Annotated in this window: 13 protein-coding genes; 8 read left to right on the forward strand and 5 right to left on the reverse strand. The window is 71.6% G+C overall.

Going from position 1 to position 14,602, the window contains the following annotated elements; translation table 11 throughout:
- Window positions 1-188: 188 nt before the first annotated feature.
- From OG329_RS36395 to OG329_RS36405, 3 genes are all read right to left on the reverse strand, one after another.
- Window positions 189-359: a hypothetical protein gene (locus tag OG329_RS36395; protein WP_405800930.1), complete on the reverse strand. Its 171-nt coding sequence runs from the start codon at window positions 357-359 to the stop codon at window positions 189-191.
- Between the two features lie 214 nt (window positions 360-573).
- A complete protein-coding gene (locus tag OG329_RS36400) occupies window positions 574-846 on the reverse strand; it encodes a DUF4873 domain-containing protein (RefSeq protein WP_405800931.1) in 273 nt (90 codons plus the stop codon).
- 39 nt (window positions 847-885) lie between these two features.
- The gene (locus tag OG329_RS36405; RefSeq protein WP_405800932.1) at window positions 886-1,764 is read right to left on the reverse strand and encodes an undecaprenyl-diphosphate phosphatase; all 879 of its coding nucleotides are present in this window, start codon (window positions 1,762-1,764) and stop codon (window positions 886-888) included.
- A 443-nt stretch (window positions 1,765-2,207) separates the two neighbouring features.
- Here OG329_RS36405 and OG329_RS36410 point away from each other — a divergent pair, with 443 nt between their 5' ends.
- The 5 genes from OG329_RS36410 to OG329_RS36430 all read left to right on the forward strand — a co-directional run bounded on the left by OG329_RS36410 (window position 2,208) and on the right by OG329_RS36430 (window position 9,165).
- On the forward strand, window positions 2,208-4,088 hold the full coding sequence (locus OG329_RS36410; protein ID WP_405800933.1) for a methylmalonyl-CoA mutase subunit beta: 1,881 nt from the start codon (window positions 2,208-2,210) through the stop codon (window positions 4,086-4,088).
- Window positions 4,085-6,292, forward strand: a complete 2,208-nt coding sequence (scpA, locus tag OG329_RS36415; protein ID WP_405800934.1) for a methylmalonyl-CoA mutase — start codon at window positions 4,085-4,087, stop codon at window positions 6,290-6,292. Before OG329_RS36410 ends, scpA begins: the two co-directional genes overlap by 4 nt.
- A gap of 4 nt (window positions 6,293-6,296) precedes the next feature.
- Window positions 6,297-7,328 carry a methylmalonyl Co-A mutase-associated GTPase MeaB gene (gene meaB, locus OG329_RS36420; protein ID WP_405800936.1) on the forward strand — a complete coding sequence of 344 codons (1,032 nt, stop codon included), beginning with the start codon at window positions 6,297-6,299 and terminating at the stop codon, window positions 7,326-7,328.
- Window positions 7,325-8,395: an enoyl-CoA hydratase/isomerase family protein gene (locus tag OG329_RS36425; RefSeq protein WP_405800937.1), complete on the forward strand. Its 1,071-nt coding sequence runs from the start codon at window positions 7,325-7,327 to the stop codon at window positions 8,393-8,395. Before meaB ends, OG329_RS36425 begins: the two co-directional genes overlap by 4 nt.
- A gap of 155 nt (window positions 8,396-8,550) precedes the next feature.
- Window positions 8,551-9,165 carry a hypothetical protein gene (locus OG329_RS36430; RefSeq protein WP_405800938.1) on the forward strand — a complete coding sequence of 205 codons (615 nt, stop codon included), beginning with the start codon at window positions 8,551-8,553 and terminating at the stop codon, window positions 9,163-9,165.
- 120 nt (window positions 9,166-9,285) lie between these two features.
- Here the strand turns inward: OG329_RS36430 and OG329_RS36435 are convergent, their stop codons facing one another.
- Entirely contained in the window at window positions 9,286-10,050 is a 765-nt protein-coding gene (locus tag OG329_RS36435) for a TVP38/TMEM64 family protein (RefSeq protein ID WP_405800939.1), read from the reverse strand.
- A 139-nt stretch (window positions 10,051-10,189) separates the two neighbouring features.
- On the opposite strand from OG329_RS36435, the gene OG329_RS36440 reads away from it, so the two are divergent.
- The 3 genes from OG329_RS36440 (at window position 10,190) to OG329_RS36450 (ending at window position 13,463) form a co-directional block, all read left to right on the forward strand.
- Entirely contained in the window at window positions 10,190-10,888 is a 699-nt protein-coding gene (locus tag OG329_RS36440) for a DNA alkylation repair protein (RefSeq protein WP_405800940.1), read from the forward strand.
- Window positions 10,889-11,357: 469 nt separating this feature from the next.
- Window positions 11,358-12,536: an elongation factor Tu gene (tuf, locus tag OG329_RS36445; RefSeq protein ID WP_405800942.1), complete on the forward strand. Its 1,179-nt coding sequence runs from the start codon at window positions 11,358-11,360 to the stop codon at window positions 12,534-12,536.
- A gap of 81 nt (window positions 12,537-12,617) precedes the next feature.
- Complete coding sequence (locus OG329_RS36450) at window positions 12,618-13,463, forward strand: spermidine synthase (protein ID WP_405800944.1); 846 nt, start codon at window positions 12,618-12,620, stop codon at window positions 13,461-13,463.
- A gap of 48 nt (window positions 13,464-13,511) precedes the next feature.
- Here the strand turns inward: OG329_RS36450 and OG329_RS36455 are convergent, their stop codons facing one another.
- Window positions 13,512-14,582 carry a hypothetical protein gene (locus OG329_RS36455; protein WP_405800946.1) on the reverse strand — a complete coding sequence of 357 codons (1,071 nt, stop codon included), beginning with the start codon at window positions 14,580-14,582 and terminating at the stop codon, window positions 13,512-13,514.
- Window positions 14,583-14,602 lie beyond the last annotated feature (20 nt).

Raw genomic sequence — 14,602 nt, forward strand, 5'->3', positions numbered from 1 at the left:
GGCAGTTGAGGCGCCAGGCCAAGGGCTGAGCGGAATTGTCGATCATCCGGTCGAGCGGCGGGTCGAGCGGCGGGTCACCCGCCGGTGCCCGGGACGGGCCCCTTCACGGGAAAGGCCCGGCCACGCGGTGTCACCGCGTGGCCGGGCCCGATGCCCGACTGTCGAAACGCGCCCCTGGGCGTGCGCCCCTAAGCGGCCTTGTTGACCGAGTCGTTCAAGGCCGCCGCCCATTCCTGCAGCAGGACTTCGTACTCCTCGGCCGGCCACGTGCCGTCCGCGGCGTCGACCAGGGCGCGGATGCGCTCGTTGGCCGCGACGGCGCCGGACGCCGCGGGAGCGGAGGAGGAAGTTGTGGACATACGGCAACGGTACGGGCCGCCGTACCGTTCGCGCGCCGTTCCGGGAGCGGCATAGCTCACACACCGAGAAGGCAACCCCACGGTGCGTCAGCCAGGAGCCCAGTTCCGCCAAGGGATCCGACCGCCTCCCGGCCGCCGGAGGCCGGGAGGCGGGCGAACGTGGCCTTGAGCACACCGTGCGCACACAACGTCGCCCGGATCCGTACACAACCCGTCAGAAGGGGATGTCGCCGCTCCCCGAGATCCGCATCCGTCCGCTGCCGATGGCCGTACGTGTGGCCAGGACGCTGCCCTCCCGTCCGTCGGGCAGCCGGATCCGCATGCCGTCGTCGGCGGAGGGCTCGTAGAGACCGTCCGCGGCCCCTTCGGTCTGGACGCTGCCGCCCCACGCGCCGGCACCGCCGGACCGGTCGCCGCTCAGTGTGGCCACGACCGAGATCTCGATGGCGCCGACGATGAGGGTCGCCGGTCCCTGGTAGTTACTCATGCCCTCAGTGTGTGCCCCCGTACGGCCGCGGCCGTACGGTCAGCCGCCGGACTCGCCCGCGTGCGGGCTCAGGGCGTCCGTACCGACGAGGAAGAAGATGACGATGCCGAGCGCGATCCGGTAGATCACGAACGGCATGAAGCTCTTGGTGGTGATGAACTTCATGAACCACGCGATGACGGCGTATCCGACACCGAAGGCGATGACGGTCGCGAAGATCGTCGGCCCCCACGAGATATGGCCGCCCTGGCCGCCCACGTCCTTCAACTCGAAGACTCCCGAGGCCAGTACGGCCGGGATGGCCAGCAGGAACGAGTAACGCGCCGCCGCCTCACGGGTGTAGCCCATCAGCAGACCACCGCTGATCGTGGCACCCGAGCGCGAGACACCCGGAACCAGCGCCAGGGCCTGGCAGAACCCGAAGATCAGACCGTCCCTGACGCCCAGCTCCTTCAGCGACTTGCGCTCCCTGACGGCGCGGTGCTTGCCGCCCGACTCGTCGCGCGCCGCCAGCCGGTCCGCGACACCGAGGATGACGCCCATCACGATCAGCGTCGTCGCGATCAGCCGCAGATCACGGAACGGCCCCTCGATCTGATCCTTGAACACCAGCCCGAGGACACCGATGGGGATCGAACCGACGATCACCAGCCAGCCCATCTTCGCGTCGTGGTCGGAGCGCATCGCCTTGTTCGTCAGCGAGCGGAACCACGCCGAGACGATCCGGGCGATGTCCTTGCGGAAGTAGATGAGGACCGCCGCCTCCGTACCGATCTGGGTGATCGCGGTGAACGCCGCACCCGGGTCGTGCCAGCCCGCGAAGGCGGCGGTCAGCCGCAGATGCGCGCTGGAGGAGATGGGCAGGAACTCGGTCAGCCCCTGGACGAGTCCGAGGATGAGTGATTCGAACCAAGACATTGGGTGCTACGCCATCCAAGAAAAGATCGTGCACCGGCCGGTGCGAACGCGGGCCGGTGGCGGATTGCAGGCCGACGGGCGGGGCGCGGAGTCGTTCATATGGAGCGGGGTGGGGATGTGCTCACGCGGACTCATCACTGCTCGGAGGATGTACTCGAAGGGATGGCGGTGCGATGTCTGCGGCGCACCGGGTAGCCCCTCCCGGACCCGGGAGGAGCGGTTGCGCGCGCCGGACTGGGGCAGCGTAGCCGCTGCGGGTTACGTGGCCGGGCCCAGGCCCCGGCCATGGGCTCCGGGCGGGCCCGGACAGCATGGGCGAGACAGCGGCGGGACGGGCGGGAACGAGGGCGCGTAGGGGGCGTGTGGGGGGTGTTCAGGAGCGAGGTAAAGGTCACATCGGTTCGACCTGATGACCGCCGAACGCCCTGCCCTAACATCTCGGCATGACGCTCCTGCCCGACAGCGGGCTATCGCTGGCAGCCGAGTTCCCCGATCCCACCCATGAGCAGTGGCAAGGTCTGGTGGCGGGCGTACTGCGCAAATCCGGTCGGGACGTCTCGGGGACCGCCGCCGAGGACGCGCTGTCGACATCGCTCGAAGACGGACTGACCACCCGCCCCCTCTACACCGCGGCCGACGACCCGGGCGACGGCGGCCTGCCCGGCTTCGCGCCCTTCACCCGCGGCGGCACCCCCGCCGGTCCGGTGCCGGGCGGCTGGGACGTACGCCAGCGGCACGCGCGCAGCGACCCGGCGCGTACCAACGAAGCAGTACTGGACGACCTCGCCAACGGCACCACCTCGCTGTGGCTGGCGGTGGGCGAGACGGGCGTGCCCGTCTCCGGCCTCGCCGACGCCCTGGCCGGCGTCTATCTCGACCTCGCCCCGATCGCGCTCGACGCGGGCGACGAATTCCCCGGCGCGGCGGCCGAGTTGCTGCGCCTGTACGACGCGAGCGACGTCCCACGCGAGCAGGCGCGCGGCACGCTCGGCGCCGACCCGCTCGGCCGCCTCGCCCGCACCGGCGACGAGACCCCCGGCCGCCGGGACGCGGCGGTAGGACTCGCCGAGCTGTGCCACCGCGAGTACCCCGCGCTGCGCGCCCTCGTCGTGGACGCCCTGCCCTACCACGAGGCGGGCGGCTCGGCCGCGCAGGAACTCGGCTGCTCGCTCGCGGCCGGCGTCGCCGCGCTGCGCGACCTCGACGCCGCCGGGCTGTCCGTCGAAGCGGCCTGCGGGCAACTGGAGTTCAGATACGCCGCCACCGCCGACCAGTTCCTGACCATCGCCAAACTCCGCGCCGCGCGCCGCCTGTGGGCCCGCGTCGCGGAGGTCAGCGGCGCCGGGCCTGCAGGCGCCGCACAGCGCCAGCACGCCGTGACCTCGTCGGTGATGATGACCCGGCGCGACCCGTGGGTGAACATGCTGCGCACCACGGTCGCCTCGCTGGCCGCCGGGGTCGGCGGCGCCGACTCGGTGACCGTGCTGCCCTTCGACCACACCCTCGGACTCCCCGACGCCTTCGCCCGGCGGATCGCCCGCAACACCTCGGCCATCCTCATCGAGGAGTCCCACCTCGGCCGGGTCATCGACCCGGCGGGCGGCTCCTGGTACGTCGAGCGGCTCACCGACGACCTCGCGCACGCCGCCTGGGCCTGGTTCCAGGAGATCGAACGGGCCGGCGGCCAGCGCGCCGCGCTGCGCGACGGCCTGGTCGCCGAACGCCTCGCCGCGAACTGGGCGGCCCGCTCCGAGAAGCTGGCCCGCAGGCGCGAACCGGTCACCGGCGTCAGCGAGTTCCCCCAACTCGCCGAGACCCCCGTCGTACGCGACGCACCGCCCCCGGCCCCGCCCGGCGGACTGCCCACCGTCCACCGCGACGACGCCTTCGAGACCCTGCGCTCGCGCTCCGACGCGCACCTCGCGTCGACCGGCGCCCGCCCCCGAGTCCTGCTCGCCGCACTGGGCCCGGCAGCCGCGCACACGGCGCGCGTGACCTTCGCGTCGAACCTCTTCCAGTCCGGCGGTGTCGAACCGGTCCACGACCCCGTCACCGTCGACGCCGCCACCGCGGCCGACGCACTCACCGCCTCCGGCACGACCCTCGCCTGCCTCTGCTCCAGCGACCCGCTCTACGCCGAACAGGCCGAACAGGTCGCCGCCGCACTCAAAGCGGCGGGCGCCACGCGCGTGTACCTCGCGGGACGTCCCGGGGAGCTGCGCGAGAGCTTCATCCGGGCCGGTGTCGACGAGTTCGTCGCCGCGGGCGACGACGCCGTCGCCCAACTCACCTCCGCCCTCGACCACCTGGGAGTGGCGCGATGACCGTCCCCGACTTCACCGGCATCGACCTGGGCCCCGCCACGGCCCCGCCCGACGGCGCGAACGAGGACCGGTGGCGCACCGCCCTCAAGGAGAGCACCGGCGGCGGTGACGGCGACCTCGTGTGGAGCACACCCGAGGGCATCGACGTCAAACCCCTGTACACCGCACGGGACTTGGCGGGCCTCGACTTCCTGGGGACGTACCCCGGCATCGCGCCGTATCTGCGCGGCCCCTACCCGACGATGTACGTCAACCAGCCCTGGACGATCCGTCAGTACGCCGGATTCTCCACCGCCGAGGAGTCCAACGCCTTCTACCGGCGCAATCTCGCCGCCGGGCAGAAGGGCCTGTCCGTCGCCTTCGACCTGCCGACGCACCGCGGCTACGACAGCGACCACCCGCGCGTGACCGGTGACGTCGGCATGGCCGGCGTCGCCATCGACTCGATCTACGACATGCGCCAGCTTTTCGACGGCATCCCGCTCGACCGGATGACCGTGTCGATGACGATGAACGGCGCCGTCCTGCCCGTACTCGCCCTGTACATCGTGGCGGCCGAGGAACAGGGCGTACCGCCCGAGAAGCTGGCCGGGACCATCCAGAACGACATCCTCAAGGAGTTCATGGTCCGCAACACCTACATCTATCCGCCCGCCCCCTCGATGCGGATCATCTCCGACATCTTCGCGTACACCTCACGGAAGATGCCGCGCTACAACTCCATCTCCATCTCCGGCTATCACATCCAGGAAGCCGGCGCGACGGCCGATCTGGAGCTGGCCTACACCCTCGCCGACGGCGTCGAGTATCTGCGCGCCGGACTCGACGTGGGCCTCGACGTCGACGCGTTCGCCCCCCGGCTCTCCTTCTTCTGGGCCATCGGCATGAACTTCTTCATGGAGATCGCCAAGCTGCGCGCCGCCCGGCTGCTGTGGGCCAGGCTCGTCAAGAAGTTCGACCCCGAGAACGCCAAGTCGCTCTCGCTGCGCACCCATTCACAGACCTCCGGCTGGTCGCTCACCGCGCAGGACGTCTTCAACAACGTCCCGCGCACCTGCGTGGAGGCGATGGCCGCCACCCAGGGCCACACCCAGTCGCTGCACACCAACGCCCTGGACGAGGCGCTGGCGCTGCCCACCGACTTCTCCGCGCGTATCGCCCGCAACACCCAGCTCCTGCTTCAGCAGGAGTCCGGCACCACCCGCGTGATCGACCCGTGGGGCGGCAGCGCGTACGTGGAGAAGCTGACGTACGACCTCGCGCGCCGCGCCTGGCAGCACATCGAGGAGGTCGAGGCGGCCGGCGGCATGGCGCGGGCCATCGCGGAGGGCATCCCCAAGCTCCGGATCGAGGAGGCGGCGGCCCGCACCCAGGCCAGGATCGACTCGGGGCGCCAGCCGGTCATCGGCGTCAACAAGTATCTGGTCGAGACCGACGAGCGGATCGAGGTCCGGTCGGTCGACAACTCCTCCGTACGGACACGGCAGATCGCCAAGCTGCGCGCGCTCCGCGCGGAGCGCGACGAGGCCGCGTGCCAGGACGCGCTGCGCGCCCTGACCGGCGCGGCCGAGGCCGGATCGACCCAGGGGCTCGACGGCAACCTGCTGGCCCTCGCCGTGAACGCGGCGCGCGCCAAGGCCACCGTCGGCGAGATCTCCGACGCCCTGGAGAAGGTGTACGGGCGGCACTCCGGTCAGATCCGTACGATCTCCGGTGTGTACAGGAACGAGGCCGGCACGTCACCGGCGGTCGAGCGCACCCGGGTCGCCGTCGAGGAGTTCGAACGGGCGGAGGGACGGCGCCCGCGCATCCTGGTCGCCAAGATGGGCCAGGACGGCCACGACCGAGGCCAGAAGGTCATCGCCACCGCCTTCGCCGACCTGGGCTTCGACGTCGACGTCGGCCCGCTGTTCCAGACGCCCGGCGAGGTCGCGCGGCAGGCGGTCGAGGCCGACGTGCACATCGTCGGGGTGTCGTCGCTGGCCGCCGGCCACCTCACGCTCGTGCCCGCCCTGCGCGAGGAGCTGGCCCGCGAGGGTCGCGAGGACATCATGATCGTCGTCGGCGGGGTGATCCCGCCCGGCGACATCGAGGAGCTGCACCGCGCGGGCGCGGCGGCCGTCTTCCCGCCCGGCACGGTCATCCCCGACGCCGCGCAGGACCTGCTCACGACCCTGGCCGCCGCTCTCGGCCACGAGCGGTGAGCCGGTGACCCGTCGAATCGGTATCGGCATCGACACCTACACCAAAGGTGTACGGGACGGCTCCCGTTCGGCCGTCGCGCGCGCCATCACCCTCGTGGAGTCCACCAGGGCCGACCACCGGGAACTCGCCCAGCGGCTGCTGACCGCGCTGCTGCCGTACTCGGGCACCGCCCGCAGGATCGGCGTCAGCGGCGTGCCCGGCGTCGGCAAGTCCACCTTCATCGACGCCCTCGGCACGATGCTCACCGGCCTCGGACACCGGGTCGCCGTGCTCGCCGTCGACCCGTCGTCCAGCAGGACCGGCGGCTCCATCCTGGGCGACAAGACCCGTATGGAGCGTCTGGCCGTCGACCCGGCGGCCTTCGTCCGGCCCTCGCCCACGGCGGGCACCCTGGGCGGCGTCGCCAAGGCGACCCGCGAGACGATCATCGTCATGGAGGCGGCGGGTTACGACGTCGTCCTCGTGGAGACGGTCGGCGTCGGCCAGTCGGAGACCGCCGTGGCGCACATGGTCGACTCGTTCCTCCTCCTGAGCCTCGCCCGCACCGGTGACCAGCTCCAGGGCATCAAGAAGGGCGTGCTGGAGCTGGCGGACCTCATCGCCGTCAACAAGGCCGACGGGCCGCACGAGCGGGACGCCAGGTCCGCCGCGCGTGAACTCGCCGGCGCGCTGCGCCTGATGCACCCCGCCGACGCGGCGTGGACACCACCGGTGCTGAGTTGCAGCGCCCGCGACGGCACGGGGCTCGACGCGGTCTGGGAGCGCCTGGAGCAGCACAGGAAGGTCTTGGAGACCAGTGGCCGCCTCCAGCGCAAGCGCAGCGACCAGCAGGTCGACTGGACGTGGTCGATGGTCCGGGACCATCTGCTGGACCGGCTGCAAAACCATCCGGGCGTACGGTCGCTGGCTCCCGCGCTCGAACAGGCGGTACGGGAAGGCTCGTTGACGGCCACGCTGGCGGCGGAGCGGATCGTGGCGGCGCTGGACCTGCCGGCCGAGTCCGACACGGCCGAGTCGGACAGGGGCGGACGATGACGGACGGCCCTCCTACGAAGGACGAGACCGTTCTCGTACGGCGCGACGGGCGCGTGGGGCGGCTCACGCTCAACCGGCCGCGCGCGCTCAACGCGCTCACCCACGCCATGGTGCGGCGTATCGACGCCGCGCTCGCCGCGTGGGAGCGGGAGCCCGCCGTACACGCGGTGGTCATCGACGGCGCCGGAGCACGCGGGCTGTGCGCGGGCGGTGACATCCGGGCGATCTACGAGGACGCGCGTACGGGCGGCGCCACGTCGCCCGCGTTCTGGCGCGACGAGTACCGCCTCAACGCCCGGATCGCGCGCTTTCCGAAGCCGTACGTCGCCCTCATGGACGGCATCGTGATGGGCGGTGGCGTGGGCGTCTCGGCGCACGGCGACGTCCGGATCGTCACCGAACGCTCGCGGGTCGCCATGCCCGAGACAGGCATCGGCCTCGTACCGGACGTCGGCGGTACGTACCTGCTCTCGCGGGCGCCCGGCGAACTCGGCACGCATCTCGCCCTCACCGGCGCGGCGGTCGGCGCGGCCGACGCGATCCTCTGCGGGCTCGCCGACCACTTCGTCCCCGCCGCGCGGCTGCCCGGCCTGGCGGCCGAACTCGCCGCCACGGACGTGCCGGTGGCGCTGCGGCGCCACGCGTCGGCGCCGCCCGAGGGGGAGTTGACCGCCGACCGGGAGTGGATCGACGCGTGTTACGCGGCGGACTCGGTGGAGGAGATCGTGGACCGGCTGTTCGGCAGCGGGCACCACGCGGCGAAGCAGACGGCCGAGACGATCCTGACGAGGTCGCCCACCGCGCTGAAGGCGACGCTGGCCGCGCTGCGCGGGGCGCGGCGGCCGGGCACGCTGGAGGAGGTGCTGGACGGGGAGTACCGGGCGTCGTGCGCGGCACTGGGGACGGCGGACCTGGTGGAGGGGATCAGGGCGCAGGTGATCGACAAGGACCGGACGCCGAGGTGGGCGCCGGGGGAGCTGTCGGCGGTGACGCCGGCCGACGTGGCGCGCTTCTCGGCGGTGCCGGCGGACGGGGACCTGGGGCTGGGCGTGCCGCGCAGGGTGTGAACGGTGTCCTCGAACACCGGTCGGGTCTGCTTCCACCCTCAGGACGACCACTCTCGGCCGAACTCGCGAGGCACCCTCGACTACGCGGCAGGCATCCAGTACTTCTCTGAGAGATGGTGCGTTCTTGCTGCAATTTGCACCCCAAAGGGGGATTTATGCAAGAAAATCCTAGTCGCGGACTGCTGCCGCGCCGCTCCGTGCTGGTCGGCGCGGTCGCGCTCGGCCTCTCGGCGACGGCGGCCCAATCCGCGCTGTCGCCCACCGAAGCAGCCGCGGAAACCCGGTACACGCTGGACGGCTGGCGGTTCTGCGGGAACTGCTTCGGACTGTTCCTCCGCGACTTCACGATCGAGCAGAGTCTCTGCCCGCGCAACGGCGGTCCGCATCAACCCGCGGGCTGGACCTTCCGGCTCACGTACAACCTGGACCCCGGCGGCACGGGCGAGGACGCCAACACCCAGGCCAACTGGCGGCACTGCTACCGGTGCGCGGGACTCTACTGGGGACCGAGCACCGCCCCGCGCTGCCCGGCGGGCGGGGCGCACAGCTACATCCACCCCGGTGGCTACCCCCGGCAGTTCCTGCTGCCCCACGACATCGGCCAGCCGGCCTGGACGCAGAACCGATGGCGGTTCTGCTTCAAGTGCTCCGTGCTGTTCTTCAACGGCTACGCGGACCAGGGAAAGTACGGCCTCTGCCCCTACGACCACATCTACGGCCACACGGCCGCGGGATACGACTTCGCGATCCCGGTGTCGGCCTACACCTGATCGCCCACCGCCCCGGCGCACCTTCCCGGCCGTCGAACGGCCCGGCGCTGTCGAGCCGTTCGACGGCCGGGAGCACGACGAAACGTCTTCGGAGCGCTCCCGGGATCCACCGGAGACGGCTCAGGCCACCGGCTGCGGTATCCGGTCCTCCGCCTCGCTCTCCGCGTCGGTCCGCGGCTTCGCAGGGCCGGGGCGCAGCCGGTCGCGTTTGCGCCAGGCCACGATCGCCGCCGCCACGCCCGTCAGCACGATGAACCCCATCGCGACCAGGAACGCCGGCGATGTCGGCGAGCCCGCCTCGCTCCCCGCCACCACGTACGCCGCCGTGTTGGGGATCGTGCCGAGACCCGTCGCCAGCAGGAACGGCCCCCAGCCCATACGCGACACCGACGCGACGTAGTTGGCGGCCTGGAACGGCACTCCGGGGAACAGCCGGATCGCCATCATCGACCGGAAACCGTGCCGGCTCAACTGCCCGTCCACCGCCGTCAGCCAGCGGCCCCGCAGCAGTGGACGCAGCGCCTCCTGACCGAGGAAACGGCCGAGTCCGAACGCGATGCCCGCGCCCAGCACCGTTCCCGCGATCGCCGCCGGGAGCCCGAGCTGGGTGCCGAACAGCGCGCCCGCCGCGAGGTTGAGCAGCGGCCTCGGTACGAAGGCCGCCGTACACACCCCGTAGGCCGCGGCGAACAGCACCACCGCCGCGCCGCCGCTCAGTTGGGGCCAGCCTGCCGCGATGATCCGCTGCGGCTCGTAGACCAGCACCGCGGCCCCGGCGGAGGCCAGGAGGACCACGAGGAGGGAGAGTCTGGACCAGGGCGAGAGCAGCGCCCTTGCACAGCGGACCGTGAGGCCGGGGGACGACCTGTCGACAGGGTCGAGCATGCGGGGAGACTAACCGACGAACAGATGTGATCGTCGTCAAGACCGGGGAGACAACCGCCACTCGGACCATCGGCCGGCGTCCCCCGCCCCGTACACAGGCCGGTGCGCCTTGTCAGTGGCCGCCCCTAACCTGCACGTCATGACCCTCGCACCGCCGCCCAGCGACCTCACCGACACCGTTCTGGCACGGCTCACGGCCGCATACGCCACAGCCGCCGATCCGGTCAGGGCCGAGCGCTCCGCCGCGTATCTCAAGGGCGTCGCCCCCTTCCTCGGCATCCCCACCCCCCAACGCCGCGCGCTGTCACGGCAGGTGCTCGACTCGCTGCCGCGTCCCGGCGAGGCGGACTGCGTGGCGATCGCGCTGCGCTGCTGGGAGCTGCCCGAGCGGGAGTATCAGTACTTCGCGGTCGACTATCTGCGCCGTCACGTCGGGCGCCTGTCGTCCGGCTTCCTCCCCGTCGTCCGGCATCTCGTCTCCACGGTCTCCTGGTGGGACACGGTCGACCTCCTCGCCGCACATCTCGCCGGCGGGCTGGTCGCCGCCGACCGCGCGCTCGCGACGGGGATGGACGCCTGGATCGAGGACGACAATCTCTGGATCGCGCGCACCGCGCTGCTGCACCAGCTCACCTACAAGGAAGCGACCGACACCGAGCGACTGTTCGGCTACTGCCTGCGGCAGTCCGGGCACCGCGACTTCTTCATCCGCAAGGCCATCGGCTGGTCTCTGCGCGAATACGCGAAGACGGACCCGGCGGCCGTCCAGGAGTTCGTGGCCGGCGCCCGCGACCGGCTCTCCCCGCTCTCCGTACGTGAGGCCCTGAAGCACCTCTGAGCGGCGCCCGGCTAGGTCCTGTCCGGCGGATCTTCGGGGATCAGGCCGGGGCGGCTGGTGCGGTGCATCGCAAGGCGGAGGATCATTCTCGTACTGGACGTACTTGGATGACTCCGACAACGCAGGGAGGTGCCGTGCCAGGCGTCCCGGACCCCCGAAGATCCGCCGGACAGGGCCTAAAACCTGTCGACGCCCCGGCGCCGGTCGGACATCATCGACCACATGTTCCGGCACGCCTTCCCCGCAGCGCCGTCCGCAGTCGCGGACGCGCCGAAGGCTGCCGCATTCCTCGCGGCGCACGCGGCAGCGGCTGCGGCTGAGGCCGCAGCAGAGGCCGCCGCGGCGGCGCTGCTCGACGGCGCCCGAAGCTGACCCTTCCCGGATCGTCCGGCGGACCCCACAGGGGGAGGGTCGGCAAGGCCCCGGGGTCCCCTCCACGCTTCGAGTTCCTGGAAGGAACACGTCAGCCATGCCCAAGACGGCATACGTGCGCACCAAGCCACACCTCAACATCGGCACCATGGGCCATGTCGACCACGGCAAGACCACCCTGACCGCCGCCATCACCAAGGTCCTCAGCGAGCGCGGGACCGGCACCTTCGTCCCGTTCGACCGGATCGACCGGGCCCCCGAGGAGGCCGCGCGCGGCATCACCATCAACATCGCGCACGTCGAGTACGAGACCGACACCCGGCACTACGCGCACGTCGACATGCCCGGCCACGCCGACTACATCAAGAACATGGTCACCGGCGCGGCGCAGCTCGACGGCGCGATCCTCGTCGTGTCCGCGCTCGACGGGATCATGCCGCAGACCGCCGAGCACGTCCTGCTCGCCCGCCAGGTCGGCGTCGACCACATCGTCGTCGCCCTCAACAAGGCGGACGCGAGCGACGACGAGCTGACCGACCTGGTCGAGCTCGAAGTGCGCGAACTGCTGAGCGCGCACGGCTACGGCGGGGACAGCGTCCCCGTCGTCCGGGTCTCCGGACTGAAGGCGCTGGAGGGCGACCCGCGCTGGACCGACGCCGTGCAGGCGCTGCTCGACGCGGTCGACACCTATGTGCCGATCCCCGTCCGGTACACCGACGCGCCGTTCCTGCTCCCGGTGGAGAACGTGCTGACCATCACCGGGCGCGGCACGGTCGTCACCGGCGCCGTCGAGCGCGGCACCGTCCGCGTGGGCGACCGGATCGAGGTGCTGGGCGCCGAGTCCGGGCCGCAGCTCAGCACGGTCACCTCGCTGGAGACCTTCGGCAAGCCGATGGAGTCCGCCGAGGCGGGCGACAACGTCGCCCTGCTGCTGCGCGGCATGCCGCGCGACGCGATCCGCCGGGGCCATGTGGTGGCCGCGCCGGACAGTGTCGTACCGAGCAGGCGGTTCACCGCGCAGGTGTACATCCTGTCGGCGAAGGAGGGCGGACGTACGACACCGGTGACGACGGGGTACCGGCCGCAGTTCTACATCCGCACGGCGGACGTGGTCGGCGACATCGACCTCGGCGAGAGGGCCGTCGCCCGCCCCGGTGACACGGTCACGCTGACCGTGGAGCTGGGCAGGGACGTGCCGCTGGAGGCCGGGCTCGGCTTCGCGATCCGCGAGGGCGGACGCACGGTCGGCGCGGGCACGGTGACCGAGCTGATCTGACCACCTTCGGGCCGCCGCGCCCGCCTCCGGGGGGAGGCGGGCGCGGTCGGCCGCGCGCCGTACACCGCGCACAATAGGACCGTGAGCGAAGCCATCCCCGTCATCCGGACCGTCGACTGCGGCACCGCGCGGCTGCTGCCGGACGTCGACCGCGAACGGGCGTGGCTGCTGACGGTCGACGGTGCGCCTCAGTCGTACGTCGACCTGGACGACCCGACCCATCTCGAATTCGAGTACACCCGCCGTCTCGGACACGTCATCGATCGCGCCGCCGACGAAGGCGACCCGCTCGCCGTGCTCCATCTCGGCGGCGGTGCGCTCACCCTGCCCCGCTACGTGAGCGCGACCCGGCCTGGCTCGACTCAGGACGTGGTCGACGCAGACGGGGCGCTGCTCGCCCTGGTCGCCGAGGAGTTGCCGCTCCCGGACGGGGCCCCGATCGCCGTGCACGACGCCGACGCCCGCGCGTGGCTCGCCTCGGCGCCCGCCGACTCCGTGGATCTGCTCATCGCCGACGTGTTCGGCGGTTCGCGGGTGCCCGCCCATCTGACGTCCGTGGAGTACGCCCGCCTCGCCGAACGGGTGCTACGGCCCGACGGCCTCTACGCGGCCAATCTCGCCGACGGCGCGCCCTTCACCTTCCTGACGTCCCAACTGGCCACTTTCGCCTCGGTGTTCGAGGAGCTGGCGCTCATCGCCGAGCCGTCCGTGCTGCGCGGACGTCGCTTCGGCAACGCCGTACTCCTCGCCTCGCACGCGCCGATCGACACGGCGGCACTGGCCCGCCGGACCGCGTCCGACGCCTTTCCGGCGCGGGTCGAACACGGGGCGTCGCTGCGGCGGTTCACCGGCGCCGCGCGGGTCGTACGGGACGCCGGGGCGGTCGCGTCGCCCGAGCCGCCCGAGGGCGCGTTCAGCATCGGCTGAGCCCGCACCGGCCGGGGACGACAGGGGGCTCAGCCGATACGCACCCGGCTACTCGGCCAGCCGGACGGTGCTCATGATCTTCATCAGGGTCTCGTCCGGGATCTCGTCCTCGACGCCCCTGGCGCCGTACAGGACCCACGTGGTGTAGTCGCCCTTGGCGTTGGTGAAGGTGAAGGCGATCGCCTTGCCGTCGGTGTCGCACTTCGCCTTCTTGGGCAGGCCCGTGCTCGCCGCCGTCGAGTAGTGCCCCTTGAGTCCGGCCTTGGTCGTGTAGGGCTTGGACTTCTCGACCTTGATCGCCTTCTGCTGCTGCGCCTCGGTGGCTTCCTGGGCGTACGCGGCCCAGACCCAGCTTCCGGACTCGTTGCTGGCGGCGGTCGCCGTGTCCTTGGCGCCCTGGCCGCCCTTGGTGCCCGTGCCGCCGAGGCTGACGTCCTCCACCGTGCCGTCCTGGTCGGTGTCCTGCTCGCACCAGTTGGACTTCAGGAAGGCCGGCGCGGAGAAGGTGATGGCGGGCGAGCCGTCACCCTTCTCGGCGTCCTCGAAGCCGGAGAACGTGTCGGGCTTGTCGACCACCCAGTCGGCGGGGACGTCGAACTGCGTCCCGTGGTTCGGGTTGGTCACGACCTTCCAGCCCGCGATGGTGGGCTCACCGGCGCCCGAACCGTCGCGCGGATTGTCCTGCGGCGTCTCCTTCGACTTCGGCTCCTTCGACGCGGACGCGGAAGACTTGGAGTCGTCGGCGACGTTCGTGCTCCCACCGTCGTCCTTGAGCACGAAGAAGCCCGTGGCCGCCGCAGCCACGACGACCGCCGACGCGGCGATGATCGCGACCATCCTCGTGCGCTTCTTGTCCCGCGAGGGGTCGGGGCCGCCGGGGCCGCCCGGCCCGCCGACCTGGCCCGGGACCGCGTACTGCGGCACGGTCGGCTGCTGGTACGGGTTGGGCTCCTGATATCCCGGCTGCTGCGGGTAGCCGGGCTGCTGCTGATAGCCCGGCTGCTGATATCCCGGTTGCTGGTAGGGATTCGGCTGCTGGTACCCCGGCTGCTGGTACGGGTTCGAATTCGGATCCTGCGGGTTCTGCTCGCCCCCGGGCGGCTGCTGTCCTGGCCACATGGCGAGTAACGATAGAGGGG

Origin of the sequence: Streptomyces sp. NBC_01506, from assembly GCF_045040295.1 — a bacterium.
Classification (GTDB): Bacteria; Actinomycetota; Actinomycetes; order Streptomycetales; family Streptomycetaceae; genus Streptomyces.